The following is a 26,234-nucleotide window of genomic DNA, read 5'->3' on the forward strand; positions in this document are numbered from 1 at the left end:
CGCTGTCGATGGTGGCACAAATCTCGGATTGCGCTGCGCTCCATCCGGGCTACACCACCGCCTCTACACCGTCATTGCGAGGAGCTCTTGCGACGAAGCAATCCAGACTGCCTCTGCGGAAAAATCCTGGATTGCTTCGCTGCGCTCGCAATGACGGAGTGTGGCGCTGCTGTGGTGCCTCAAACGGCGCCGCCCGCTAATCGCTAACAAAAGAAGAAACGAAGCATGATCGTCCCCGACGGCTATTCCGACGTCCCGAACGGCAAGATCGCCGCAATCGTCACCCATCTGGAGATGACTGCACCGCCCGCGCGCCGCGATGATCCGCCCGGCGCCTGGACCTTGCGCAAGGTCGATGCCCCCGCGCTTCCCTGGTACCGCGATCTCTTCCGCCGCGTCGGCGAGGGCTGGCTGTGGTTCTCGCGCGCGCGCATGACCGACGCCGAGCTCGCCGCGATCATCCATGCGCCTGGAATCGAGGTCTATGCCCTCGTCCTCGACGGCCGAGACGAAGGCCTGCTCGAGCTCGACTTCCGCGAGCCCGGCCAGTGCGAGCTGACTTATTTCGGCGTCACGTCTAGCTTGATCGGCACCGGCGCCGCCCGCTTCCTGATGAACCGCGCGCTGGAGCGCGCCTGGTCACACGACGTCCGCCGCGTCTGGGTCCATACCTGCACCCTCGACCATCCCGCCGCCGTCGCCTTCTACCAGCGCTCCGGCTTCCGCCCCTTCCGCCGCCAGATCGAAATCGCCGATGATCCGCGCCTCGACGGTACGGCACCGCGCGATGCAGCGAAGCATGTGCCGATCATCGAATAGTGCGCGGCTGCCTCCTCACCGTCATTGCGAGGAGCCCTTGCGACGAAGCAATCCAGAATGTCTGTACGGAGAGATTCTGGATCGCTCCGCTGCGCTAAGGACGGAGTGCTGCGCTGCTGTCAATCTTCCAATTGGCGGCCGTGGATGGGGTAACGGGCCGACCCATTCGGATTGTGCGCTACGGACTACTGGATTGCACCAGCACTCGGCTCCGGAAGGTCATAGGAAGCAAGACACCATAATCGCTCCGGAAGCGGCTGCACGGGAGGAGCCTGAAGCTCTCCGTAGCTGGAAAGCAGTGGGAGGCTAGGCACCCAGCGATGGATGACGAATACCACGCGATACCGCCGCAGGCAGCCTTTGCTTGTAGTCGGTCTCAATCTCCGTCTCGCCGTCTGCCGTCAGGAACATCTCGTTCCACGCCATCTCCGAGTGGTCCTTGGGGTTGGACGGGTCAATCTGAGCAAAGTCATGGGGATTAAATCGTGGGTCCGGATTCTTCACCAGCACCTCGAGAACCGCGGCGTCGTCCATATAGAAACGCAGCTCGCCTTCCCAATCCTGCCGCTCTTCAGGAGTCAACGGCACGATCTCGTCACCCCTGCCGCCGTTACGGAGGATATCCTTAACTTCTTCGCTGAAATTAGGCGGATCGTGGGAATCGATCAGCTCCCGGATGAAGCGGGCATAGGCGGCCTTGTCCGCGCTGAACGAGTAGACGCCCAAGATACTGAGCGATGGCTTCTGGTCGGCATTCTTGTCGTTCTGGTCGAGCTTCCTCAAAACACCTCCTGCCTCCCCCTTGCCAGCGAAAACCCCCGCTGCATCGCGTTGAAGCACGTCAATCCCGTCTGCTCCGACCTGCAGGTGAATCCCCCGCGCTGCCACACCTCGCCATAGGCCAGCACCGGCAGCGAGGGGTCCATCACGGTGTCGCCGGCGCAGATGCGGCCTGCTGCGCCCTTCGCGCTCATCTCGAAGGCGTGGCCCCAGTCGAGCTCGCAATCGGCGGGCCGGCGCGGGCGCACGTCCATGTTCATGATGTCGCAGCGGAGCACGCCCTGTCCGTTGTCGGTGAAGAACTGGCAGGCGATGTTCTTCGACGGCGTCAGAATGCCGATCGCGCGGTCCTGCGCTTGGGCGGCGCCGATCATCGGCAGCAGGATCGCCATCAGGACCAGTCCGCGCGGTCGCGTCATGTCATTCCCGCTCAGCTCTCGAAAGTCACCGCCGTCGTGTTTGCCCCGCAGACCAGAACTGCGATGCGCTCGCCGGCCGAGGGACGATAGCGGCCGGAGAGCACCGCGGCAAATGCAGCTGCGCCGCCGGGCTCGGCCACGAGGCGCAAGTGCGACCACAGCGCGGACTGGGCCTGCCGGATCGCATCGTCGCTGACCAGAACGACGCGCTCGACATGGGCCCGCGCGACCGGAAACATCAGCTCGCCGACGCGCCGCGGCGCCAGGCTGTCGGCGGCGATGCCACCGGCCGGCGCATCGACCGGCGCGCCCGCCTCGAACGCTTTGTGAAGGGTCGGCGATTGCTCCGGCTCGACCGCGACGATGCGTGTCCGGCCGCCGTACCACGCCGCAATGCCGCCGATCAGCCCGCCGCCGCCGACCGCCACCAGCAGCGTGTCGATGCCGGGCGCATCCTGCTCAAGCTCCAGCCCGACGCTGCCCTGGCCGAGCAGGGTTTCGGCTTGATCGTAGGCATGGACGGCCAGCGCGCCGGTCTGCGCGACATGCGCCTCGCTCGCGGCGAGCGCATCGGCGTAGCGGCTGCCGGCGATCACGAGCTTTGCGCCATAGGTCCTGATCCGCTCGGCCTTGGCCGGCGAGGTGATGTCGGGCACGAAGATCGTGGCGGGAATGCCGAGCCGATGCGCGGCATAGGCAACGGCGGCGCCGTGATTGCCGCCGGACGCGGCGACCACACCGGCCTGCGGCACCTGCCGCAGCAGCAGATTGGCGAAGGCGCCGCGCGCCTTGAACGATCCGGAATGCTGCAGCATCTCGAGCTTGAAGGTAACAGGCGCGGCCGGCAGGCCGAAATCGGCGAGGTCGGCCTGAACAAGCGGCGTGCGCCTGATATGCGGACGGATGACCGGCTCGGTCGCCGCAATCCGCTCCCGTGTGATGTCCATTGTCGCTGTCATGATGCCGTCCAGGATAACCCAACTGAGAGTTGACATCAATTAGGTAATTAGCAAAATGGCTAAATGAAATTTGCCGTCGCCCTGCGCGCGCTCGCCAACGAACGCCGCCTGCAGATCCTGGAATGGCTGCGGGATCCGCGGAAGCATTTTCGCGAGCAGGAAGACGGCGACCTGGTCGAGGACGGTGTCTGCGGATTGCTGATCGCCGAAAAGCTCGGGGTCAGCGCGCCGACATTGAGCGAGCACATGCGGGTGCTGACGGCAGCCAAGCTGGTGCGCGCCAAGCGGATCAAGCAGTGGACGATGTACAAGCGCAACGAGACCGCCATTGCCGCGATCAAGCGCTCGATCCAGGACGGCCTTTGAGCGTGGTGCGCGGTGAGGCCGTCGCGGGTCGTTGCAGCCGGCGCAATGCTCCGTTTCCGAGATATTTGTTGCGCCGCGCCGAGCTGGTCGTGGAGACTGATCGGCCCTGCCTTGTTCAATGATAGAGAAGAGCGAGAACCATGTTCCTGATCGGCCAATATGATTCCCCCTTCGTCCGCCGCGTCGCGATTGCGCTCCGGCTTTACGGGCTCGCCTTCGAGCACAGGCCATGGTCGACCTTCGGCGATGCCGACAAGATCGCGCCGTACAATCCGCTCCGCCGCGTGCCGACCTTGGTGCTCGACGACGGTGAGGCTTTGATCGAGAGCACGATCATCCTCGATTATCTCGATGACCTCGTCGGCGCGGACAAGGCCATGCTGCCGCGCGGCGGCACCGAGCGGCGCAAGCATTTGCGCATCTGCGCGCTCGCTTCCGGCCTCGGCGACAAGGCGGTGAGCCTGCTCTACGAGCGCGTGCTGCGGAAGGAGCAGCTCGCGCTGTGGGTCGAGCGTTGCCAGGCGCAGATCGCGGACGTGCTGAAAGTGCTCGAGGCCGAGCGCGCCAAGGTGACGACGCCGTATTGGCTGGGCGACCGCATCGGCCACGCCGACGTTGCCGTCGCCTGTGTCGTCCGCTTCACCCGCGAAGCGCATCCGCAGCTGTTCGATGCCGCGCGCTATCCGGCGCTCGCGGCCCATAGCGAGCGTTGCGAGGCACTGGCGCCGTTCAAGGAGATCGTGCAGCCGCTGTCCCCGCCGAAGGGGTGAAGCGCTCTGTCATTCCGGGGCGCGCGAAGCGCGAGCCCGGAATCCGTGCAGCGGATGATGTGGAGCAATGGATTCCGGGCTCGCGCCAAGAGGCGCGCCCCGGAATGACAGCGCGGGGCCTGGCGAGAGTATCGGACGGCCACCGCAGTCGATGATGCAATAATACCCCTGTTTTGCCCGACGCCGCAACCGTGTTTTCGGCAAGTCAGAAAACGTCAAGCCTTTTTAACCCCATCGCTACTGTGCATGGGGTTGTTTTTCACGTTTGTGTTTCGGCGGCGTCTACCCCGCGCCGGCGCGCTTCTTCTGCCAGACCAAGTGCACCGCGCAGGTGCAGCCCGGCGGATGCGAGGCGAGGTCTTTCGGCATTTCGTCGTTCGCCGGCGTGGCGGCGAAGGGCTTGTCCTGCGACGGGATGTAGTTCAGCACCGGCGCGAGCCAGCGCTCGGCTTCGGCCACGCTCATGCCCTTGCGCGCGGCGTAGTCCTCGACCTGGTCGCGCTCGATCTTGCCGACGCCGAAATAATAGCTTTCGGGGCTGGCAAAATAGAGCCCGGAGACGGACGAGCCCGGCCACATCGCAAAGCTCTCCGTCAGCTTCACCCCGGCGGTGGCTTCCGCGTCGAGCAGCTCGAACAGCGTCGCCTTCTCGGTATGATCGGGCTGCGCGGGATAGCCGGGCGCGGGGCGGATTCCGGAGTACTTCTCCAGGATCAGCTCCTCGTTGGAGAGCGCCTCATCCGGTGCATAGGCCCAGAACTCGCGGCGGACGCGGGCGTGCATGCGTTCGGCAAAGGCCTCGGCGAGGCGGTCGGCCAGCGCCTTGCACAGGATCGAGGAGTAGTCGTCGTTCGCCATCTTGAAGCGGTCGGCGACCGCGTCTTCGCCGATCCCTGCGGTGACGACGAAGCCGCCGATGTAATCGGGCACGCCGGCAGGCGCGATGAAGTCGGAGAGCGCAGCGTTGAAGCGGCCCTCGCGCTTTTCCAGCTGCTGGCGCAGCGTGTGCAGCGTCGCGATGCTCTTGGTCCTGTTATCGTCGGCATAGAGCACGATGTCGTCGCCTTGCGCGTTCGCCGGCCAGAAGCCGATCGTCGCGCGCGCCCGGAACCACTTCTCCTTGACGATGGTGTCGAGCATCTTGCGCGCATCGTCATAGAGCGAGCGCGCGACCTCGCCGACCTTTGAATCGTCGAGGATGGCGGGGAAGCGTCCGGCGAGCTCCCAGGTCTGGAAGAACGGCGTCCAGTCGATATAGGGCACGAGCTCGGCCAGGTCGTATTCGTCGAAGCTCTTGGTGCCAAGGAAAGTCGGCTTCACCGGCTTGCTCTTGGCAAAATCGACTGGCACGCGGTTGGCACGCGCGTCAGCCAGCTTCAGCCGCTTCTTGTCGGCCTGTGCGCGCAGATGCGCCTCCGAGATCTTGGCGTATTCGGCCCGCACCTCGGCCGCATAGGCCTCGCGCTTCTCCGGCGAGAGCAGCGCGGAGGCGACGCCGACCGCGCGGCTGGCGTCGTTGACATGCACGACGGGACCGGCGCGATAGCTCGGGTCGATCTTGACGGCCGTATGCACGCGGCTGGTGGTGGCGCCGCCGATCAGGAGCGGCAGCCTCAAGCCCTCGCGTTGCAATTCGCCGGCGAAGAACGCCATCTCGTCGAGCGAGGGCGTGATCAGGCCGGACAGGCCGACGATGTCGGCCTTCTCGGCCTTCACGGTCTCGACGATCTTCGCCGCCGGCACCATCACGCCGAGGTCGATGACCTCGAAATTGTTGCACTGGAGCACGATGCCGACGATGTTCTTGCCGATGTCGTGGACGTCGCCCTTCACCGTCGCGAGCACGATCTTGCCGGCGGACGAGGAGCCCTCGGTGCCGATGCCGCTCGCAAGGTTGCGCGCCTTCTCCTCCTCCATGAACGGCATGAGGTAAGCGACGGCCTGCTTCATGACGCGGGCAGACTTCACCACCTGCGGCAAAAACATCTTGCCGTCGCCGAAGAGGTCGCCGACCACGTTCATGCCGGCCATCAGCGGGCCCTCGATGACGTCGAGCGGGCGCGAGGATTTCTTGCGGGCCTCCTCGGTGTCCTGCTCGATGAACTCGGTGATGCCGTGCACCAGCGAATGCGACAGCCGCTTCTCCACCGGCCATTCGCGCCAGGCGAGATCGGCTTCCTTGCCTTCGGTCTTCTTGCCGCGGAACTTCTCCGCCAGCGCCAGCAGCCGCTCGGAGGCGCCCGCGTCACGGTTGAGGACGACGTCCTCGCACACTTGCCGCAGCTCCGGGTCGATGTCGTCATAAACGATCATCTGTCCGGCATTGACGATGCCCATGTCCATGCCGGCCTTGATGGCGTGATACAGGAACACCGAATGCATGGCTTCGCGCACCGGCTCGTTGCCGCGGAACGAGAACGACAGATTGGAGACGCCGCCCGAGACATGCGCGCCCGGCAGGTTCTGCCGGATCCAGCGCGTCGCCTCGATGAAGTCGACGCCGTAATTGTTGTGCTCCTCGAGGCCGGTCGCGATCGCGAAGATGTTTGGATCGAAGATGATGTCTTCCGGCGGGAAGCCGACCTTGTTCACCAGGATGTCGTAGGCGCGCTTGCAGATCTCGGTCTTGCGCGCGAACGTGTCGGCCTGGCCGACCTCGTCGAACGCCATCACGACAACGGCCGCGCCGTGGCGACGGGCGATCTTGGCCTCAAGGATGAACTTCTCCTCGCCTTCCTTCATCGAGATCGAGTTGACGACCGGCTTGCCCTGCACGCATTTCAGGCCGGCCTCGATCACCGAGAATTTCGAGGAATCGACCATGACAGGCACGCGCGCGATGTCGGGCTCGGCAGCGAGGAGATTGAGGAAGGTCACCATCGCCACTTCGGAATCGAGCAGGCCCTCGTCCATGTTGACGTCGATGATCTGGGCACCGTTCTCGACCTGGTCGCGCGCGACCTGGAGCGCGGCGGTGTAGTCGCCAGCGGTGATCAGCTTGCGAAAGCGGGCGGAGCCCGTGACATTGGTGCGCTCGCCGACGTTGACGAAGGGGATCGCGTCGGTCAGCACGAACGGCTCGAGTCCGGAAAGCCGCAGGCGCGGGGTGATCTCCGGCACGATGCGCGGCTTGTGCGGCGCCACTGCCGCGGCAATCGCCGCGATATGGTCCGGCGTCGTACCGCAGCAGCCGCCGACGATGTTGACGAGGCCATCACGCGCGAACTCGCCGATCAGCCGCGCCATGTATTCGGGCGTCTCGTCATACTGGCCGAACTCGTTCGGCAAGCCGGCATTGGGATAGGCGCAGACCAGCGTGTCGGCGACGCGGCCGATATCGGCGATATGCGCGCGCAGGTCTTCCGCGCCGAGCGCGCAGTTGAAGCCGATGGTGATGGGCTTGGCGTGCCGCACCGAATTCCAGAACGCTTCCGGCATCTGGCCCGACAGCAGGCGGCCGGATTTGTCGGTGATGGTGCCCGACACCATCACGGGCACGTCGATGCCGAGCTCTTCGGTGATCTCGGCGATCGCATAGAGCGCCGCCTTGGCGTTGAGTGTGTCGAAGATGGTCTCGACCAGCAGGAGGTCGACGCCGCCGTCGATCAGCCCGCGGATCTGCTCGCCATAGGACTTGCGCAGATCGTCGAAGGTGACGGCGCGGTAACCGGGATTGGAAACATCGGGCGAGATCGAGGCCGTGCGGTTGGTGGGGCCGATGGCGCCGGCGACGAAGCGCGGCTTGCCGTCCTCGGCTTCGACGCGCCGTGCAGCATTGCCGGCGAGGCGGGCGCCTTCACGCGCCATCTCGTAGACGATGTCGGTGAGGTCGTAATCGGCCTGCGCGATCGAGGTCGTCGAGAACGTGTTGGTCGCGACGATGTCGGCGCCGGCGCGCAAATAGGCGGCGTGGATGTCCTCGATCGCCTGCGGCTGGGTCAGGATCAACAAATCGTTGTTGCCGCGCAGGTCGCGATGGAAGTTCTTGAAGCGCTCGCCGCGGAAGGCTTTCTCGTCGAGCTGCAGGTTCTGGATCATCGTGCCCATGGCGCCGTCGAGCACCAGGATGCGCTCGCGCGCGGCGTCGAGCAGGGCAGTTCGCTTCGGAGAGATGGTCACGGTCATTTTCTCTTACGCCGCCTTCTGCGCGCTTTTCGCGCGAATGCCGAGCAAATGGCTGATCGCGAACACGAGATCGGCGCGGTTCATGGTGTAGAAATGGAAGGTGTCGACGCCGTGCTTGGCGAGCTTCTGCACCTGGCCGGCCGCAACGGTCGCGGCCACCAGCTTGCGCGTCTCGGCATCGTCATCGAGGCCCTCGAACTTCGCCGCGAACCAGTCGGGCACCGTGGTGCCGGCACGGGTCACGAAATTGCGCGCCTGCTTGAAATTGTGCATGGGCATGATGCCCGGCACTACGGGGATGTCGATGCCGTGCGCACGCACGCGGTCGAGGTAACGGAAGTAGAGATCGTTGTCGAAGAACACCTGCGTGATCGCACGCGTCGCGCCGGCATCGACCTTGGCCTTGAGCGTGTCGATATCGGCATCGAAGTCGCGCGCTTCGGGGTGCTTCTCGGGATAGGCAGAGACCGAGACCTCGATGTCGCCGTGCCGCTTCTTGATGCCGGCGACGAGCTCGGCCGAGCTCTGATAACCCTCGGGATGGCTCGAATAGGGCGTGCCGATGCCGCCGACGGGATCGCCGCGCAAGGCCACGATGTGGCGGACGCCGACCTCGTGATAGCGGTCGACGATCTCGTCGATCTCGCCGCGCGAAGCACCGACGCAGGTCAGATGCGCGGCGGGCAGCAGCGCGGTCTCCTTCAGGATGCGCGTGATGGTCGAATGGGTGCGCTCGCGGGTCGAGCCGCCGGCGCCATAGGTCACCGAGACGAACTTCGGCTCGAGCGGGGCCAGCCGGTTGATGGTCTCCCAGAGATTGCGCTCCATCTCTTCCGTCTTCGGCGGAAAGAACTCGAAGGAGATCGCGGGCCGCTTCAGGTGCCTGTCCTGCCGGTCGACTGTCGCAGGCGTCGTCAGGTCAGTCATGGCGCCACTCACTCCAATGTCAGGCCGGCAATCGGGGTCTAGCCTCGGAGAGCTAAAATACGGCAAAGGCCCCTTGATCGACAGCCCATCATGCATGGGAAGTTGCCCATTCAGGTGCAGTTCGACGGGTCATTCTTGCGAATCATGTTTTGGGTGGGAAGCGCGCTGCATGACATAATGTGTTGAATTTTCAGATATTATCTCTCGTGAGCCATCTTTTATGAACGATTTTCTTGGTGGGCAGATCAGAATCGTCTGCAAAGTAGCGGCGGTTGTCCCAACTCCAGCCGCTGGCGTGCCAGCCCGTCCGTACACGTCAGGCCTGCGCAGCCTGCCCATTGTCGCCGCGACCGCCTCCATTACGTTAAGCCGCCATGATCCCGCTCTCCGTCCTCGACCTCTCCGTCGTCACATCAGGCACCAAGCCCGCCGCGGCGCTGCGCAACAGCATCGATTTGGCGCGTCACGTGGATGGCCTCGGCTATGTCCGCTACTGGCTCGCCGAGCATCACAATCTCGCCTCCGTCGCGAGCCCCGCGCCCGACCTGATGATCGGCCAGATCGCGGCGGTGACGAAGCACCTCCGCGTCGGTTCCGGCGGGGTGATGCTGCCCAACCATGCGCCGCTGGTCGTCGCTGAGCGCTTCAAGATGCTGGAGGCGCTATTTCCGGGCCGGATCGATCTCGGTCTCGGCCGCGCGCCGGGCACCGATGGTGCGACGGCTTACGCGCTCAGGAGCCGGCTCGACCGCCGCGAGGGCGACGATTTCCTGGAGCGGCTGCACGAGTTGATCCTGTGGGAGACGCGCGAATTCCCCGCGGGGCACCCCTACAACAACGTCGTCGCAATGCCCGACGACACCAGACTGCCGCCTATCTGGCTGCTCGGCTCCAGCGATTATTCCTCGGAACTGGCCGCCCAGGTCGGCATGGGCTTCGCCTTCGCCCATCATTTCGCGTCCCACGACGCGATCGATGCGATGGTGCATTACCGCAATCGCTTTCAACCCTCGGCCTGGCGTGCGAGCCCACATGCCATTCTCGCGGTCGCCGTCATTGCGGCCGATACCGACGAGGAGGCCGAAAGGCTCGCCTCGTCCTTCGACCTCAACCGTCTTCGCCGCGACCGCGGTCAATATCTGCCGCTGCCGAGCGTCGAGGAGGCGATGGCCTATCCGTATACGGACGCCGAGCGCACCTCGATCCTGCGCAACCGCTCGCGCCTGTTCGTCGGCAGTCCCGCGACGGTGCAGAAGAAGCTGCAGCCGCTGATCTACGCAAGCAAGCCGGACGAGCTGATGGTGATCACGGCGGTGTATGACCACGCGGCGCGAAAGAAGTCGTATTCGCTGCTGGCGGAGGCATTCGGGCTCAGAGCGGCGGGGTAGCTTACCCTCCCCTGGAGGGGGCGGGTCGATTGCGCGCAGCGCGAGCGGGGTGATCTCTCCACTCGGGCAGTATTCGACGTGGAGAGACCGTCACCCACCCCGCTACGCATTGCGCTGCGCTCCATGCGTAGCGACCCACGGGCGAGCTGCGCTCTCCCGGACCCCTCCAGGGGAGGGTGAGGGATCAATCCTGCACTTCGCTGAACGTGGCGCGGAACGGATGGCCCGGATATACGCCGACGATGCGGAATTCGCGCGAGAAGAATTTCAGCTCCTCGATGGCGAAGGCGAGGCCCTTGTCATCGGGATGGCCGTCGACGTCGGCATAGAACTGCGTGGCGAAGAAATTGCCGTCGACCATGTAGCTCTCGAGCTTGGTCATGTTGACGCCGTTGGTGGCGAAGCCGCCGAGCGCCTTGTAGAGCGCCGCCGGCAAATTGCGCACCCGGAAAACAAAAGTCGTGACGAGCGGCCCGGTGCCTTGGGGCGCCCATTTCGGCTCGCGCGCCAGCACCACGAAGCGAGTGGTGTTGTGGGCCTCGTCCTCGATGTCCTCGGCGAGGATGTCGAGACCGTAGATCTTTGCAGCAAGGCGCGAGGCGATCGCGGCCACCGTCTTGTCCTTGCGCTCTGAGATGTCGCGGGCGCTGCCGGCGGTATCGGCATGCACGATCGGCTTGATGCCGAGCTTGCGGATGATGCGCCGGCACTGGCCGAGCGCATGCACATGGCTCTCGACGCTCTTGATGTCTTCGAGTTTGGTGCCCTTCACGGCCATCAGCTGATGCCGGACCGGCAGAAACCATTCGCCGACGATGAAGAGGCCGGACGCCGGCAGGAGGTGATGGATGTCGGCGACGCGGCCGGCGACCGAATTCTCGATCGGGATCATGCCGAGATCGGCCTCGCCCGACGAGATCGCCGACAGCGCGTCTTCGAATGTGGCGCAGGGCATCGGTTCGGCGTCGGGATAGGCCCCGACGATGGCGATGTGGGAATTGGCGCCAGGCTCGCCCTGGAATGCGATCTTCATCTTGCTCATGCTCGGCCTTGTAGCAGCGGCTCAGGATTTGGAAAGGATGCTGCGCGCGGTCTCGAGGTCCGCCGGCGTATCGACCCCGCGGGGCACGGTGTCGACGATGGTGAAATCGATGCGCATTCCGGCCTCAAGCGCCCGGAGCTGCTCGAGCTTCTCCTGCAATTCCAGCGGAGACGGCGGAAGAGAGACGTAGCGCTCCAGCGCGGCGCGGCGAAAGGCATAGAGGCCGATATGGTGATAACGCGGTCCGTCGCCGGTCGGGGCGGTCGCGCGGGTGAAATAAAGTGCGCGCATCCGCCTGCCGCCAACCGAGGTTCCGATCGCCTTCACCACGCTTGGGGCGAGATCCTCTTCCTCGGTGTGGATCCGCGAGGCCAGCGTCGCGATGTCCACGGCCGGGTCTTGCAGCGGCGGCAGCACCTCGCGGATGTTGTCGATCGTAATGGTCGGGAAATCCCCTTGGACATTGACCACGATCTCGGCCTTGCCCTCGGGATCGAGCTTCTGCATGGCCTCGTGGATGCGGTCGGAGCCGGAGGGGTGGTCGCCGCGCGTCATGACGGCCTCGCCGCCATGGGCGGTCACGACCGAGGCGATCTCGTCGGTGTCGGTGGCCACCGCGACCCTGCCGATTGCGGCGGCCTCGGCACGGCGCAGCACATGCACGATCATCGGCAATCCCGCGATATCGGCGAGCGGCTTGCCGGGCAGACGGGTGGCGGCCATGCGAGCCGGGATCAGCACCAGGATGCGGGGATCGATCATCGGGTTCAAAGGTCTGAGGTCAAGAGCCTGAAAACGGAGCGTTTTCCGCACCGGGACATGGGGTGGGGACGGGCCTGAAGCCGGATCGCTTATACGGGTTGCCAGACCCCGGGCAAACCGATATCTCAATGGCAAAACTCGGGGAAACAATAAGGAACGTTTGATTCTCCGAGGCTCGTCCTGCGGCCATCCGGGCCGCTGTTTCCTTCTTGCGGTGGGGCCTGGCCGGAAATGGACTCTTTCGAACTCAACAAGATTCTCGGCGCCGTGTTCGGCACCTGTCTCTTCCTGCTGGTGACGAGCTTCACCGCGAGCGCGCTGTTCTCTCCCAAGATGCCGGAAAAGCCGGGCTTCGAGATCGCGGTCAAGCAAGATGCCGGCTCCGGCAAGGAGGGCGCCGCTGCCGCCGCATCGTCCGAACCGATCGAAAAGCTGCTCCAAACCGCCTCCGTCGAGAAGGGCGCCGCGGCCGCCAAGAAGTGTGGCGCCTGCCACACCTTCGAGAAGGGCGGCCCGAACCGAGTCGGTCCGAACCTCTATGGCGTCGTTGGCGAGCCCAAGGGCCAGGGCCGTGGTGGCTTCAACTTCTCGGCCGCCATAAAGGCCAAGGGTGGCAACTGGAGCTTCGACGACCTCAACAAGTTCCTCGCCAATCCGAAGGGCTTCATTCCGGGCACCGCGATGGGCTTTGCCGGTGTTGCCAAGGATTCCGAGCGTGCCGATATCATCGCCTATCTGAATTCGCAGTCGGAGAAACCTCAGCCGCTGCCGACGGCGTCAAAATAAGGTCTCAAGAACCGGCGCTCGAATACGGCCAGGCTGAAAAGTCTGGCCGTTTCCTTATCCGGGCCTCGCGGCGACGTTATCGGGGCGTTTGGCCGCATCCGATAGGCCGGCCGGGCTTCCAAGATGAGGAAAAAGCAACATATTCGGTCGAAACCTCGCCTATATTGGGAACTTAAAGGAGTAGCCTCCTTCAAGACAGGGATGTTGATTTGGCCATTACCCGACGCGATCTCCTGCTCACCGGCACTGCAGCCGCAGCGCTTCCAGCCCTTGGCTCCGTCGCGGGCGTTCCCGTCGGCGTGGCGCATGCGCAATCAGCAACTGAGCTGCCTTCCGGCGGGTTGCCTTGGCGCCACGCGCTGTCGCTGTTCGGAAAGGTCAAGTACCCCGCCGACTTCAAGCGCTTCGACTACGTCAATCCGGACGCCCCCAAAGGCGGTGTCGCGCGCCAGATCGCCGTCGGCACGTTCGACAATTTCAACATCGTCGTCTCCGGTGTGAAGGGCCAGGTCGCCGGTGCCGTCGCGTTCATCTATGAATCGCTCCTGACGCAGTCGCTCGACGAGGTCTCGACCGAATACGGCGCGCTGGCCGAAGCGGTCAGCCATCCCGACGATTTTTCCTTCGTCACCTATCGCCTGCGCCCGCAGGCGAAATGGCATGACGGCAAGCCTGTTACGCCGGAGGACGTGATCTTCTCGCTCGATTCCTTCAAGAAGAACCATCCGATGTACTCGGCCTATTACAGCCATGTGGTGAAGGCCGAGAAGGTCGGCGAGCGTGACGTGAAGTTCGTGTTCGACGCACCCGGCAACCGCGAGCTGCCGCTGATCGTGGGACAGCTGATCGTCCTTCCGAAACATTGGTGGGAGGGGACGGACGCGCAGGGCCGCAAGCGCGATATCGCCACCACCACGCTGGAAGTGCCGCTCGGCTCGGGCCCTTACAAGGTCAAGGAATTCGTCGCAGGACGCTCGATCGCACTGGAGCGCGTCAAGGACTATTGGGGCCGCGATCTTCCCATCAATGTGGGCCGCAATAATTTCGATGAGCTGCGCTACGAATATTTTCGCGACGGCACCGTTGCGATCGAGGCCTTCAAGGCCGACCAGGTCGATTGGCGCACCGAGAACAGCGCGAAGAGTTGGGCGACCGCCTATGATTTCCCAGCCGTGACCGAAAAGCGGGTGATCCTCGAGGAATTCGTCAATCGCAGCTCGGGCGTGATGCAGGCCTTCGTGCCGAACCTGCGCCGCGCCAAGTTCAGCGATCCGCGCGTGCGTCGTGCGCTCAACTACGCGTTCGACTTCGAGGAGATGAACAAGCAGATCTTCTACGGTCAGTACAAGCGCATCAGCAGCTATTTCGACGGCATCGAGGAGCTGATGGCAACGGGATTGCCGCAGGGTAAGGAGCTCGAAATTCTCGAGACCGTCCGCGCCCAGGTACCGCCCGAGGTCTTCACGACGCCCTACACCAATCCGGTCGGGGGTAGTCCGGAGGCGGTGCGCGACAATTTGCGTGAGGCGCTGCGCCTGTTCAAGGAAGCCGGCTACGAGGTGCGAGATCGCAAGCTGGTCGACGTCAAGACCGGTGCGCAGTTCTCGCTGGAATTGCTCAACTCGGATCCCAGCTTCGAACGAATTACGCTGTTCTACAAGCCGTCGCTGGAGCGGCTCGGCATTGCGGTGAGCGTTCGGACGGTCGATCCGACCCAGTATGAGAACAGGACGCGCGAGTGGGACTTCGACATCGTGACGAACTCCTGGGGCGAGTCGCAATCGCCGGGCAACGAGCAGCGCGAGTTCTGGTCCTCCAAATCGGCCGACATCGCCGGGTCGCGCAACATCGCCGGTATCAAGAATCCGGCCGTGGACAAGCTGATCGAGCGGGTGATCTACGCCACTGATCGCGACGATCTCGTCGCGGCCACCAAGGCCCTCGACCGCGTGTTGCTGTGGAATCACTACGTCGTGCCGCAATGGACCTACAACAAGGTGCGCACCGCGCGCTGGGATCGCTTCGGCCGGCCGACGGAATTGCCCAGGTATGGTCTGTCCGGCTTCCCGTTCATCTGGTGGTACGACGCAGACAAGGCGGCACGGATCGCAAAGAAATCGTGAAGGACAATCCCCGCATGACGCAGATGTCACGCCGCCATGTGCTGGTCCTGGGTGTTGGCGGCGCCCTCGGGGCGTCCGTCGGCGCGCCGCTGCTGCGCAGCGCGCGAGCATCGGAAGCGGCGACCGAGGCGCACGGCATGTCGGCATTCGGCGATCTCAAATATCCCGCCGACTTCCGTCATTTCGATTACGTCAATGTCGACGCGCCGAAAGGCGGCACGTTCTCGCTGATCCCGTCGGTGCGGGCCTACAATCAGTCCTACCAGACCTTCAACTCGCTCAACGCGTTCATCCTGAAAGGCGACGGCGCACAAGGTATGGGTATGACGTTCTCGCCGCTGATGATCCGCGCAGCTGACGAGCCCGACGCAATGTACGGGTTGGCGGCCAAATCCGTGCAGATATCGCCGGACAAGCTGGTCTACCGCTTCGCGATGCGACCCGAGGCGAAATTCCACGACGGGACCAGGCTCACTGCCCACGATGCAGCCTATTCGCTGACGACTCTGAAGACCAAGGGGCATCCGCTGATCACCGTGCAGATGCGCGACATGGTCAGTGCCGAAGCCCTCGACGATGCGACGCTCGTCGTCACCTTCGCCAAGGGGCGTGCACGCGACGTGCCGCTCTATGTCGCCAGCCTGCCGATCTTCTCGAAGGCGTACTACGCCTCCCGCCCGTTCGATGAATCGTCGCTGGAGATTCCGCTCGGCTCGGGCCCGTACAGGGTCGGCAGGTTCGAGGTCAATCGCTACATCGAGTTCGAGCGCGTGAAGGACTGGTGGGCCGCTGATCTGCCGCCCTGCCGCGGCAGCTATAATTTCGATGTCGTCCGCTATGAATTCTATCGCGACCGCGACGTCGCCTTCGAGGGCTTTACCGGCAAGAGCTATCTTTATCGCGAGGAGTTCACTTCGCGCATCTGGGCGACGCGCTATGACTTCCCCGCGGTGAAGGAAGGCCGAGTCAAGATGGAGGTCGTGCCCGACGATACGCCCTCCGGTGCGCAAGGCTGGTTCATCAATACGCGGCGCGACAAATTCAAAGACCCCCGCGTGCGCGAGGCCCTGATCAACGCTTTCGATTTCGAATGGACCAACAAGACAATCATGTACGGCGCTTACACTCGTACGGTGTCGCCGTTCCAGAACTCGGACCTGATGGCCGGCAATGCGCCGCCTTCGCCGGAAGAGCTGAAGCTGCTGGAGCCGTTTCGCGGCCAGGTTCCTGACGAGGTGTTCGCGGCGCCGTTCACGCCGCCGGCCTCCGACGGCTCCGGACAGGACCGCAGCCTGCTCCGCAAGGCGCAGCAATTGCTGACCGAGGCCGGCGTGCCCATCAAGGACGGCAAGCGGGTGCTGCCGAACGGCGAATTGTTCAAGATCGAGTTCCTGCTGGATGAGCCCTCGTTCCAGCCGCACCACGCGCCTTACATCAAGAATCTCGCGACGCTCGGCATCGAAGCGAGCGTGCGCCTCGTCGATGCCGTACAGCACAAAGCCCGGCAGGAAGATTTCGATTTCGACATGACCATCCAGCGCTTCAGCATGTCGGCGACGCCAGGCGATGCCATGCGCGCGTTCTTCTCCTCGCAGGTCGCAAACACCAAGGGCTCGTACAATCTGGCTGGCGTCGCCAGTCCGGCGATCGACGCCATGATCGAGAAGATCATGGCGGCCGGCAGCCGCGAAGACCTGACCGTCGCCTGCCGCGCCTTCGATCGCCTGTTCCGCGCCGGCCGGTATTGGGTGCCGCAATGGTACAACAAGACGCACCGGCTGGCTTATTGGGATCAGTTCGGACATCCGCCGAAGCTGCCGCGCTATGCCAACGGCGTCGGCGCGCCCGACATCTGGTGGTATGAGCCCGCCAAGGCGGCCAAGCTCGAGCAGGCAAAATAGCCATGAGCGCCTATATCGCCCGCCGCCTCCTGCTAATGATTCCGACCCTGCTTGGGATCCTCTTCGTGTCCTTCGTCGTGGTGCAATTCGCGCCGGGCGGCCCGGTTGAACGCGTGATCGCGCAGCTCTCGGGCGCCGACACCGGCGGCACCTCGCGCATATCGGGCGGCAGCGATTTTGCGCAGCGCGCGCCGGGGCAGGTCGGTGCGGGCGGCGATTCCGTCAACTCGAAATATCGCGGCGCGCAGGGCCTCGACCCCGATTTCATCAAGAAGCTGGAAGTGCAGTTCGGCTTCGACAAGCCCGCGCCGGAACGCTTCCTGCTGATGGTGTGGAACTTCGCCCGCTTCGATTTCGGCAAGAGCTATTTTCGCGACGTCAGCGTTCTGCAGCTCATCAAGGAAAAGCTGCCGGTCTCGATCTCGCTTGGCCTCTGGCTAACACTTCTGACCTACCTGATCTCGATCCCGCTCGGCATTCGCAAGGCCGTGAACGACGGGGCGCGGTTCGACACCTGGACCTCGACGGTGCTCGTGCTCGGCTATGCCATCCCCGGTTTTCTGTTCGCCATTCTCCTCATCATCCTGTTTGCCGGCGGCTCCTTCTTCAACTGGTTCCCGCTGCGCGGACTGACCTCGGACGGCTGGTCGCAGTTTCCCTGGTATTGGAAGATCATCGATTATTTCTGGCATCTGACGTTGCCACTTATCGCCATGGGGCTAGGTGCCTTCACCACCATGACGTTCCTGACCAAGAATTCGTTCCTGGATGAGATCCGCAAGCAATACGTCATGACCGCCCGCGCCAAGGGCTGCAGCGAGAACCGGGTGCTCTATGGCCACGTCTTCCGCAACGCGATGCTGATCGTGATCGCCGGCTTCCCCGGCACTTTCATCCACGCCTTCTTTTCCGGCTCGCTGCTGATCGAGACCATCTTCTCGCTGGACGGGCTCGGACTGCTCAGCTTCGAGAGCGTTCTCAATCGCGACTATCCCGTGGTGTTCGGCACGCTCTACATCTTCTCGCTGGTCGGCCTCGTGATCAACCTGATCTCCGACCTGACCTATATGTGGATCGACCCCCGGATCGATTTCGAAGCGCGGGAGGTCTGATGACGATCACCGCGCCGACGCCGATCGAGACCACAGCGAAGTCGCCGCTCGGCGATGCCGTTCCGATCACGGGCAAGCCGTTCGCTCCATCGCCGCTTAACCGGCGGCGGTGGCAGAACTTCAAGGCGAACCACCGCGGCTACTGGTCCTTCTGGATCTTCATCGGCCTGTTCGTGATCTCGCTGTTCGCCGAGCTGATCGCGAACGATCGGCCCTTCCTGATCAAGTTCGATGGCCGTCTCTATTGGCCGGCTTTCGTCACCTATTCGGAGACGACGTTCGGCGGCGATTTCGAGACGGCGGCCGACTATCGTGACCCCTACTTGCAGAAGCTGATCAAGGAGAAGGGCGGCAGCATCGTCTGGCCGCTGATCCGTTACTCCTACGATACCCACAATCTCGATCTGCCGACGCCGGCGCCGTCGCCGCCGACCTGGATGCTGACGGAGAAGCAGTGCAAGCCGGTGGTGGAGAAGAAGGGACTGAAGAGCTGCCGCGATCTCGAATACAATTGGCTCGGCACCGACGATCAGGGCCGCGACGTGGTGGCGCGGCTGATCTACGGCTTCCGCATCTCGGTGCTGTTCGGCCTTTGCCTCACCATCGTTTCGTCGGTCATCGGCATCGCGGCGGGTGCGGTGCAGGGCTATTTCGGCGGTTGGGTCGATCTGATCTTCCAGCGTTTCATCGAGATCTGGACCGCGATTCCATCGCTGTATCTTCTCCTGATCCTGTCCTCGGTGCTGGTGCCCGGTTTCTTCGTGCTACTCGGCATCTTGCTGCTGTTCTCCTGGGTCTCGCTGGTTGGCCTCGTGCGGGCCGAATTCCTGCGCGGGCGCAATTTCGAATACGTCCAGGCGGCACGTGCGCTCGGCGTCTCCAATCCTCTGATCATGTTCCGCCACCTGCTCCCTAACGCGATGGTCGCGACCATGACGTTCCTGCCGTTCATCGTTTCGAGCTCGGTGATGACGCTGACGGCGCTCGATTTCCTCGGCTTCGGCCTGCCACCGGGATCGCCCTCGCTCGGCGAATTGCTCTCGCAGGCCAAGGCCAATGTGCAGGCACCGTGGCTCGGCTTCTCCGGCTTCTTCTCGGTCGCGATCATGCTCTCGCTGTTGATCTTCATCGGTGAAGCCGTGCGCGACGCCTTCGACCCGCGCAAGACGTTCAGGTAAGGCCATGGATGCGATCAACCAGCCCCTGCTCGCCGTTCGCGACCTCTCGGTGGCCTTTCACCAGGGCGGCGCCACCACGCTTGCGGTCGACAAGGTCTCGTTCCAGATCAAGCGCGGCGAATGCGTCGCGCTGGTCGGCGAGTCCGGCTCCGGCAAGTCGGTCAGCGCACTCTCGATCCTGAAGCTGCTGCCGTATCCGAATGCCTCCCATCCCTCCGGCAGCATCCGCTTCAAGGGCCAGGAGTTGATCGACCAGTCCGAGCAGCAGATGCGGGAGATCAGGGGCAGCGACATCTCCATCATCTTCCAGGAGCCGATGACCTCGCTCAATCCGCTGCACACGATCGAGGCGCAGATCGGCGAGATCATCCAGCTGCACAATCCGACCAGCAATGCGCAGGCCCGCAAGCGGACGCTGGAGCTCTTGACCCAGGTCGGCATTCCCGATCCAGAGACGCGGCTGAACAGCTATCCGCACCAGCTCTCCGGCGGCCAGCGCCAGCGTGTGATGATCGCGATGGCGCTCGCCAACGAGCCGGACCTTCTGATCGCGGACGAGCCGACCACGGCGCTCGACGTCACCGTGCAGGCGCAGATCCTGGCGCTGCTCGCCGAGATCCGCGCGCGGCTCGGCATGAGCCTGCTGTTCATCACCCACGATCTCGGCATCGTGCGCCGCATTGCCGACACCGTCTGTGTCATGAAGGGGGGCGTGATCGTCGAGCAGGGTCCGGTCGAGCAGGTCTTCAAGACCCCGAAACATCCCTATACACGCGACCTGCTCGCGGCGGAGCCCAAGCCCGATCCGGCGCCGCCGCAGCCGAATGCGCCGGTGGTGATGTCGGCCAATGACCTAAAAGTCTGGTTCCCGATCAAGCGCGGCCTGATGCGCAAAACGGTCGGTCACATCAAGGCGGTCGATGGGGTCAGTGTCGCCGTACGCAAGGGCGAGACGCTCGGCGTGGTCGGCGAATCCGGCTCGGGCAAGACCACGCTGGGGCTGGCGCTGCTGCGGCTGATCTCCTCGAACGGACGCATCGTGTTCTTAGGGAACGACATCCAGGGCCTGCGCTTCAAGGAGATGCGTCCCTTCCGGCGCGACATGCAGATCGTGTTTCAGGATCCGTTCGGCTCGCTCTCACCGCGCATGTCGGTCGCCGACATCATCGCCGAGGGCCTGTCCGTGCATCAGCCGGCGCTCTCGCGCGAGGAACGCGAGGCGCGCGTGGTCAAGGCACTCGAGGATGTCGGACTCAATCCGGAGACGCGCTTCCGCTATCCGCACGAATTCTCCGGCGGCCAGCGTCAGCGCATCTCGATCGCGCGCGCGATCGTGCTGGAGCCTGATTTCGTCGTGCTGGACGAGCCGACCAGCGCGCTCGACATGCTGTTCCAGGCGCAGATGGTCGATCTGTTGCGCGAGCTCCAGCGCAAGCGCGAGCTCACCTACATGTTCATTTCGCACGATTTGCGTGTCGTCGCCTCGCTCGCCAGCCACCTCATCGTGATGCGCGGCGGCAAGGTGGTCGAGGAGGGGCAGGCGGCCGAATTGTTCAGGAATCCGAAGACGGATTACACCCGAGCGCTGTTCGCGGCCGCGTTTCGGCTGGAGACGGCCGGAAACGGGGCGGTGGCGACGTAGCGCTCCGTCAGAGCCGCTTGATCGCGACGACCTCGCGGCCAGCCGCCTTGATCCGCGCGATCGCCGGCTCGATCGGCTCGATCACCGTTGCCATGTGATGCGCATTGGCGTGAACCATGGTGGTGGCGTCGCGCACGATGGCGACATGACCTTTCCAGAAGATCAGATCGCCGCGCTGCGAGCTGCTCCGCTCATGCGGCTCCAGCGTGCGGCCGAGACCGGCGAGCTGCATGTCGCTGTCGCGCGGGCAGCCGATCCCGGCTGATGTCAGCGAGACCTGGACGAGGCCGGAGCAATCGATGCCAAAGCTGCTCTTGCCGCCCCAGAGATAGGGCGTGCCGACGAAGCGCTCGGCCACCGCGACGAAATCCGGCTCGCGATGATCGAGCGGGATGAGATGCGTTCTCGGCAGATATCTGCCGTCGTGCGTCACGGCGAAGCTGCCGTCCTCGCGCGCCACGGCAAGCTTCGATCCCATCACGAGCGTGTCGGCCGGCGGCAGCTTGATCGAGGGGCCGGGGAACGCAAACGTCCGCAGTGCGCCGACCAAGTGCGTTGCGGCAGCCGACGGTTTTGCGAGCGCCGCATCCGGGAGCCAGCCGACATAGCCATCGCTACTGAGCTGGCCCCAGGCCCAACCCTCGCCGTTGCGGTCGTAGATGGTGACGCGTTCGCCGCGCAGCGCTTCGGTCATCAACGTCGCGTTCGAGGACGGCTGCTCGCGTATGGGCGCGATCGGCTCGACGACCTCGAACTCGTCACCCTCGACGAAGCGCTGCGCCTCGACCTTGCCTTCGAGATATTTGGCGGCAAGGTCGCCCCGCGCCGGCGTCAGCCTCGGGTCGTGTCCTGGATCAGGCATAGCGCTCGCTCAGCAGTGCGTAGATGGCGCGTGCGGCCTGGCATTCGCCGCCCTCGGGCCGCGCCGGCTTCGCCGACGGCGTCCAGCCATAGATGTCGACATGGAGCCAGCTCTTGGCGTGCTCGACGAAGCGTTGCAGGAACAGCGCGCAGGTGATCGAGCCGGCGAAACCGCCCGAGGGTGCATTGGTGATGGTGGCGGTCTTGGAGTCCAGCCAGGCATCGTAAGGCGGCCACAGCGGCATGCGCCACAACGGATCGTTCTCCCTCATCGCGCTGCGCGCGAGGTCGGCAGCCAGCGTCTCATCATGGGTGTAGAAGGGCGGCAGATCCGGCCCCAGTGCGACGCGGGCCGCGCCGGTCAGCGTGCCCAGGTCGATCAGCAGATCGGGCTCCTCCTCGTCGGCCAGAGCCAGCGCGTCGGCGAGCACGAGGCGGCCTTCGGCGTCGGTGTTGCCGATCTCGACGGTGATCCCTTTGCGCGAGGTGAAGATATCGAGCGGACGGAAGGCATTGCCCGCGACGGCGTTTTCCACCGCCGGGATCAGCACGCGCAGCCGCACCTTCAGCTTCGCATCCATCACCATGCGCGCCAGCGCCAGCACGTTGGCGGCGCCGCCCATGTCCTTCTTCATGATCAGCATGCCGCTCGACGGCTTCAGGTCGAGCCCGCCGGTGTCGAAACAGACGCCCTTGCCGACCAGCGTCACCTTGGGATGATCAGGATCGCCCCAGACGATGTCGATCAGCCGTGGCGCGCGGCTGGAGGCCATGCCGACGGCGTGGATCAGCGGAAAGTTCTTCGCCAGCTCCTCGCCGACGGTGCAGGAAAAGCTCGCGCCGAACTCGGCGGCGAGCGCTTGCGCGGCTGCGGCGAGCTCATCCGGGCCCATGTCGTTGGACGGCGTGTTGATGAGGTCGCGCGCGAGCATTGCCGCATCGGCAATCCGCTCGATCTCGGCCGCGTCGACACTGTCAGGCGGCACCAGCCGGATCTCGGGGCGATCTGCCTTGCGGTAGCGGGCAAAGCGGTAGCAACCCAATGCGAAGGCGAGCGCGGCCAGCCGCGCATCGTGCGGTGCATTGGCAAACCGATAGGTGCCGGGCGGCAAGAGGCCGGGCAGGGCGCCGGGCCGAAACAGGTCGCGCGATCTTGCATCCTCTTCCTCGAGCCCGAACAGCACCTGCGCAATGGTGCCGTCGGTCGCGGGCAGCGCCAGATAGCTGCCCGGCTTGGCGGCGAAGGCGCTGGCACGCGCGAACTGGCGTTGCGCCGGCGGCAGCGTTTCGGCGACCTGATCCCAGCTCGATTTGGTGACGAAGGTGATCGGGGTGGCGGTGGATGACGTCTCGAAGATAGAAGGCATTGGCGGGTCCGGATCGTCAGTTCAGGCGAGTCATGCGAACGGACGAGACTTCGCAGAGTTTGGCCGCCGCTGCAATCGGCTTTGCCGTCACCGTTCAGCGAGCCGCTACTCGCCGCAAGGTGGGCATGCGGTTCGATGCGCTCGACGAGATCCGCGAGCGGCTTGCCATCGAGTATCGAACGGGCGCGACGAAACCGTCCGCGGACAAATCTCGTATCTCACGCCGAGAGCTGCCGTTCGCAACGCCACGGCCGCAGGGCTTTACTAGCGCTTCGGTTGTGGCATTATCGACGAACATTTTAGATTGTGTCGCTTGTTCTGCATGAACCCGAACGCAGACACGCGGCGGCATGGTGCCTGCCCAGGTTGGGTCGATACGGCTGAATCTGCTCGTCGAAGCATTTTTCTCATTGTTTGGGCGACGCAGCATATGCAGATGAGCGGCGCAAAATGGATAGATCGTTCGTTGTTGCGCAGATTTCCGACCTGCATCTGGACGGGTCGGGCCGGCTGCTTCCGGCCATCGAGACGCTCAGGGCCGCGATTTGCGAGAAGATGGCGGCTGCCGCGAATGTTCCCGATCGCATCCTGCTGATCACGGGCGATCTGGTGGACGACCCAACGCCGCGCGCGCTCGACGAGGCGCTCGCCGTCATCGCATGCTTCCGGCAGACGGGGCTGTTCACCGACATCCAAGCCGTGGCAGGCAATCACGACGTCAAGCGGCCGAGCCAGCGTGCGGGCCGTCACGACGCCTACGATTACCTGCACCTGCCGCGGACGGCGAAGAATGTCTATTACCGTCAGGCAGGCCTCGACCTGGTGCTGCTCGATTCCAATCGCGCCAACTTGAAGGCGCTCGCGAGCGGCAAGATCGACGAGAGCGCTTATAAGGCGATGGTCGCCGATTCCGCCCGGCTGAGCGCCGAGGTCGCGGGAAGCATCGGTTCGGCCGGGCGCGCCGACTACGCCGAGCCGGCGGAAAATCTGGTTCGTGTGCTGGCCCTGCACCATCACCCACTGCCGCAGGCCACCGGCGAAGGAAAGCGCTTTCTAGGCATGCCGGACGAGCCGCTGATGTATCTCGCCGCACCCGCGACCTTCCTCGAGGCCGCCACCTCGCTCAACGTCGATCTGGTTCTGCACGGTCATCGCCATGTCGAGGGGCTGACCCGCTATTCCATCCCCGATCCGCGTGCGACGTCGAGCGAGAGCGGTGAGGCGTTCTGGCGCACGATCTACGTGCTCTCCTGTCCGTCCTCGACCGGGCAAGCCGGCGACGATGCCGGTTTCAACCTCGTCCATTTCGGCCCCGCGTCCCATGCCGGCCGCAACGAGCACCGCTTCGCGATCACCCGCTATACGAGGCTCCGCAACGATGCGGCCTTCAGGCCGCTCGATTCCAACCTGCCGGGCGGCGTCATCAGGCTGCCGGCGGGGCGGGACTTTTCCCGCGATCCGGCCGTCCAGTCGGCGATCGAGGCGGCCTCGTCCCGCACACTGAAACGCGACCAGGTCGCGGCGATCGTCCGCCGGCTGTTCATGCGTGGCAGCTTTTACGATGGGGCGGAGCCGAACTGGGCGATAGCGCTCTACACCTACATGGTCTCGGCCCATGCCTGGGCGGAGCTCGAGCGTAAGGCCGCGAGATCCCGGCCGGGATTCGACAGCGACGCGCTCGCCGCGGTGAAGACGTTGCTCGGCCGATTGATCGAGCAATCCGCTGACGTGCTCGGCATCGATCGCGCTCAGCTCGATGAGCTCTACGGGAGAGGCCTGATCAATTGTAACGACTTCCTGCGTCAGGTGCCGCGGCTGCCTTCTGAAGGTGTCGACGTTCAGCGGCGGGGGCGGCAGAGGCTGCAACTGCTGCTGGAGCTGGATCAGCAGGTGCAGGCGCTCGGCCCCGATCTCGGCCTCGGCGGCAAAGCGCCGCCGCAACCATCGCCGGCGTGAGAGAAGCGCGTCTGAGCGCTGTTAACCGGCCGTTAGGGTTAACATTCTACTGCTGACACGTTCGGCTCGATCGAGCAGCTCGAGAGTCAAAGCGTCATGCGTCAACGGATCAGGCTTACCCGGCTACTTGCTTCGACGTCGCTGGTCGCGACGGTGGCGATGAGCCTCGGCGGCTGCACGGCGATGTCGAAGCTCTCGGAGGTGACGGGCTCGGTCGGCCCCCGGGCGGACGCGGCCTCCGCCGATCGCGCGCCCACCGATCCGGCGCGTGCGGTCGAAGCCTATGGCGAGCGCTACCGCGCCAATCCCAAAGATGCCGACGCCGCGCTCGCCTATGGACAGGCCTTGCGTGCCAACGGCCAGCGCGCCCAGGCCGCCGCCGTGCTCGAGCAGGCGACGATCGCCAACCCCGGCAACAAGGCGCTGCTTGCCCAGTACGGCCGCGCACTCGCCGACAACGGCAATTTCCAGCAGGCCTTCGACGTGCTGTCGAAGGCGCATTCGCCCGACAATCCGGACTGGCGCCTGCTCTCGGTGCAGGGCACCGCGCTCGACCAGATGGGCCGTCATGAGGAGGCGCGATCCTATTACGCGAGCGCGCTCAAGATCGCACCGGGTGATCCCGGCGTGCTCTCCAACCTCGGCCTGTCCTACATGCTGTCGAAAGAGCTGCCGAAGGCGGAAGAGGCGCTGCGGCAGGCGCATGCCTCGCCGCGTGCCAGCGCCCGGGTCCGGCAGAATCTCGGCCTGGTCGTCGGCCTGCAGGGCCGCTTCGCGGAGGCGGAGACCATCGTCAAGGCGGACCTGCCGCCGGACCAAGCTGCGGCCAATGTCGCCTATCTCAAGGAGATGCTGAGCCGTAGCGAGGCCCCGCGCGGCGCGCCGAAGCGGACGCCGGTCGCTTCGCTGAGCCAGCCCGGCTGATCATCTGACTTCCTGGCCTTGGTGGCG

At 64.5% G+C, this 26,234-nt stretch carries 22 protein-coding genes; 13 read left to right on the forward strand and 9 right to left on the reverse strand.

Annotation, left to right across the window (positions count from 1 at the left end; all coding sequences use genetic code 11):
* The first annotated feature begins 225 nt into the window (after nt 1-225).
* Nucleotides 226-819 (forward strand): GNAT family N-acetyltransferase, encoded by a 594-nt coding sequence (locus tag I6F09_RS08895; RefSeq protein ID WP_109142414.1) that lies wholly within the window; start codon nt 226-228, stop codon nt 817-819.
* Nucleotides 820-1,125: 306 nt separating this feature from the next.
* Here I6F09_RS08895 and I6F09_RS08900 read toward each other — a convergent pair whose 3' ends face one another.
* The 3 genes from I6F09_RS08900 to I6F09_RS08910 are packed head-to-tail and all read right to left on the reverse strand — an operon-like array spanning nt 1,126 to nt 3,013.
* Nucleotides 1,126-1,602, reverse strand: a complete 477-nt coding sequence (locus I6F09_RS08900) for a hypothetical protein (RefSeq protein WP_225187897.1) — start codon at nt 1,600-1,602, stop codon at nt 1,126-1,128.
* Nucleotides 1,599-2,018 (reverse strand): DUF6636 domain-containing protein, encoded by a 420-nt coding sequence (locus I6F09_RS08905; protein WP_225187898.1) that lies wholly within the window; start codon nt 2,016-2,018, stop codon nt 1,599-1,601. Before I6F09_RS08905 ends, I6F09_RS08900 begins: the two co-directional genes overlap by 4 nt.
* A gap of 11 nt (nt 2,019-2,029) precedes the next feature.
* Nucleotides 2,030-3,013: a threonine/serine dehydratase gene (locus I6F09_RS08910; RefSeq protein WP_225134609.1), complete on the reverse strand. Its 984-nt coding sequence runs from the start codon at nt 3,011-3,013 to the stop codon at nt 2,030-2,032.
* A 27-nt stretch (nt 3,014-3,040) separates the two neighbouring features.
* Between I6F09_RS08910 and I6F09_RS08915 the strand changes: the two genes are divergently transcribed.
* Together I6F09_RS08915 and I6F09_RS08920 are read left to right on the forward strand one after the other, a co-directional pair.
* The gene (locus tag I6F09_RS08915) at nt 3,041-3,343 is read left to right on the forward strand and encodes a helix-turn-helix domain-containing protein (RefSeq protein WP_036021541.1); all 303 of its coding nucleotides are present in this window, start codon (nt 3,041-3,043) and stop codon (nt 3,341-3,343) included.
* Between the two features lie 140 nt (nt 3,344-3,483).
* The gene (locus tag I6F09_RS08920) at nt 3,484-4,113 is read left to right on the forward strand and encodes a glutathione S-transferase family protein (RefSeq protein WP_225134610.1); all 630 of its coding nucleotides are present in this window, start codon (nt 3,484-3,486) and stop codon (nt 4,111-4,113) included.
* A 282-nt stretch (nt 4,114-4,395) separates the two neighbouring features.
* Here I6F09_RS08920 and metH read toward each other — a convergent pair whose 3' ends face one another.
* Both metH and metF read right to left on the reverse strand, forming a co-directional pair.
* Nucleotides 4,396-8,238: a methionine synthase gene (gene metH, locus I6F09_RS08925; RefSeq protein ID WP_225187899.1), complete on the reverse strand. Its 3,843-nt coding sequence runs from the start codon at nt 8,236-8,238 to the stop codon at nt 4,396-4,398.
* Between the two features lie 6 nt (nt 8,239-8,244).
* Complete coding sequence (gene metF, locus I6F09_RS08930; protein WP_225187900.1) at nt 8,245-9,165, reverse strand: methylenetetrahydrofolate reductase [NAD(P)H]; 921 nt, start codon at nt 9,163-9,165, stop codon at nt 8,245-8,247.
* A gap of 374 nt (nt 9,166-9,539) precedes the next feature.
* On the opposite strand from metF, the gene I6F09_RS08935 reads away from it, so the two are divergent.
* Entirely contained in the window at nt 9,540-10,553 is a 1,014-nt protein-coding gene (locus tag I6F09_RS08935; protein ID WP_036021573.1) for an LLM class flavin-dependent oxidoreductase, read from the forward strand.
* Between the two features lie 184 nt (nt 10,554-10,737).
* Here I6F09_RS08935 and I6F09_RS08940 read toward each other — a convergent pair whose 3' ends face one another.
* Together I6F09_RS08940 and I6F09_RS08945 are read right to left on the reverse strand one after the other, a co-directional pair.
* A complete protein-coding gene (locus I6F09_RS08940; RefSeq protein ID WP_225187901.1) occupies nt 10,738-11,595 on the reverse strand; it encodes a prephenate dehydratase in 858 nt (285 codons plus the stop codon).
* A 21-nt stretch (nt 11,596-11,616) separates the two neighbouring features.
* Nucleotides 11,617-12,357 carry a 3-deoxy-manno-octulosonate cytidylyltransferase gene (locus I6F09_RS08945; RefSeq protein WP_035998024.1) on the reverse strand — a complete coding sequence of 247 codons (741 nt, stop codon included), beginning with the start codon at nt 12,355-12,357 and terminating at the stop codon, nt 11,617-11,619.
* 231 nt (nt 12,358-12,588) lie between these two features.
* Here I6F09_RS08945 and I6F09_RS08950 point away from each other — a divergent pair, with 231 nt between their 5' ends.
* The 6 genes from I6F09_RS08950 to I6F09_RS08975 all read left to right on the forward strand — a co-directional run bounded on the left by I6F09_RS08950 (nt 12,589) and on the right by I6F09_RS08975 (nt 21,099).
* Nucleotides 12,589-13,143 carry a cytochrome c family protein gene (locus I6F09_RS08950; RefSeq protein ID WP_225187902.1) on the forward strand — a complete coding sequence of 185 codons (555 nt, stop codon included), beginning with the start codon at nt 12,589-12,591 and terminating at the stop codon, nt 13,141-13,143.
* Nucleotides 13,144-13,352: 209 nt separating this feature from the next.
* Nucleotides 13,353-15,266, forward strand: coding sequence for an extracellular solute-binding protein (locus tag I6F09_RS08955; RefSeq protein WP_225156746.1), 1,914 nt, complete (start codon nt 13,353-13,355; stop codon nt 15,264-15,266).
* Between the two features lie 14 nt (nt 15,267-15,280).
* Entirely contained in the window at nt 15,281-17,167 is a 1,887-nt protein-coding gene (locus I6F09_RS08960; protein ID WP_225187903.1) for an extracellular solute-binding protein, read from the forward strand.
* 2 nt (nt 17,168-17,169) lie between these two features.
* Complete coding sequence (locus tag I6F09_RS08965) at nt 17,170-18,279, forward strand: microcin C ABC transporter permease YejB (protein ID WP_035998032.1); 1,110 nt, start codon at nt 17,170-17,172, stop codon at nt 18,277-18,279.
* The gene (locus tag I6F09_RS08970) at nt 18,279-19,457 is read left to right on the forward strand and encodes an ABC transporter permease (protein ID WP_225139320.1); all 1,179 of its coding nucleotides are present in this window, start codon (nt 18,279-18,281) and stop codon (nt 19,455-19,457) included. The genes I6F09_RS08965 and I6F09_RS08970 overlap by 1 nt, the downstream gene beginning before the upstream one ends.
* 4 nt (nt 19,458-19,461) lie before the next feature.
* Nucleotides 19,462-21,099 (forward strand): ABC transporter ATP-binding protein, encoded by a 1,638-nt coding sequence (locus I6F09_RS08975; RefSeq protein ID WP_036021581.1) that lies wholly within the window; start codon nt 19,462-19,464, stop codon nt 21,097-21,099.
* A 7-nt stretch (nt 21,100-21,106) separates the two neighbouring features.
* On the opposite strand, the gene I6F09_RS08980 is transcribed toward I6F09_RS08975, so the two are convergent.
* Together I6F09_RS08980 and I6F09_RS08985 are read right to left on the reverse strand one after the other, a co-directional pair.
* On the reverse strand, nt 21,107-21,961 hold the full coding sequence (locus I6F09_RS08980) for an NlpC/P60 family protein (protein ID WP_225187904.1): 855 nt from the start codon (nt 21,959-21,961) through the stop codon (nt 21,107-21,109).
* Nucleotides 21,954-23,327, reverse strand: coding sequence for a leucyl aminopeptidase family protein (locus I6F09_RS08985; RefSeq protein ID WP_225187905.1), 1,374 nt, complete (start codon nt 23,325-23,327; stop codon nt 21,954-21,956). Before I6F09_RS08985 ends, I6F09_RS08980 begins: the two co-directional genes overlap by 8 nt.
* Nucleotides 23,328-23,386: 59 nt before the next feature.
* On the opposite strand from I6F09_RS08985, the gene I6F09_RS08990 reads away from it, so the two are divergent.
* The 3 genes from I6F09_RS08990 to I6F09_RS09000 all read left to right on the forward strand — a co-directional run bounded on the left by I6F09_RS08990 (nt 23,387) and on the right by I6F09_RS09000 (nt 26,207).
* Nucleotides 23,387-23,653, forward strand: a complete 267-nt coding sequence (locus I6F09_RS08990; RefSeq protein WP_225187906.1) for a hypothetical protein — start codon at nt 23,387-23,389, stop codon at nt 23,651-23,653.
* A gap of 124 nt (nt 23,654-23,777) precedes the next feature.
* Complete coding sequence (locus I6F09_RS08995; RefSeq protein ID WP_225187907.1) at nt 23,778-25,283, forward strand: metallophosphoesterase; 1,506 nt, start codon at nt 23,778-23,780, stop codon at nt 25,281-25,283.
* Nucleotides 25,284-25,379: 96 nt separating this feature from the next.
* Nucleotides 25,380-26,207, forward strand: coding sequence for a tetratricopeptide repeat protein (locus tag I6F09_RS09000; RefSeq protein WP_036021589.1), 828 nt, complete (start codon nt 25,380-25,382; stop codon nt 26,205-26,207).
* The last annotated feature ends 27 nt before the right edge of the window (nt 26,208-26,234 follow it).

The organism is Bradyrhizobium sp. IC3195 (assembly GCF_020193585.1).
GTDB lineage: Bacteria > Pseudomonadota > Alphaproteobacteria > Rhizobiales > Xanthobacteraceae > Bradyrhizobium > Bradyrhizobium yuanmingense.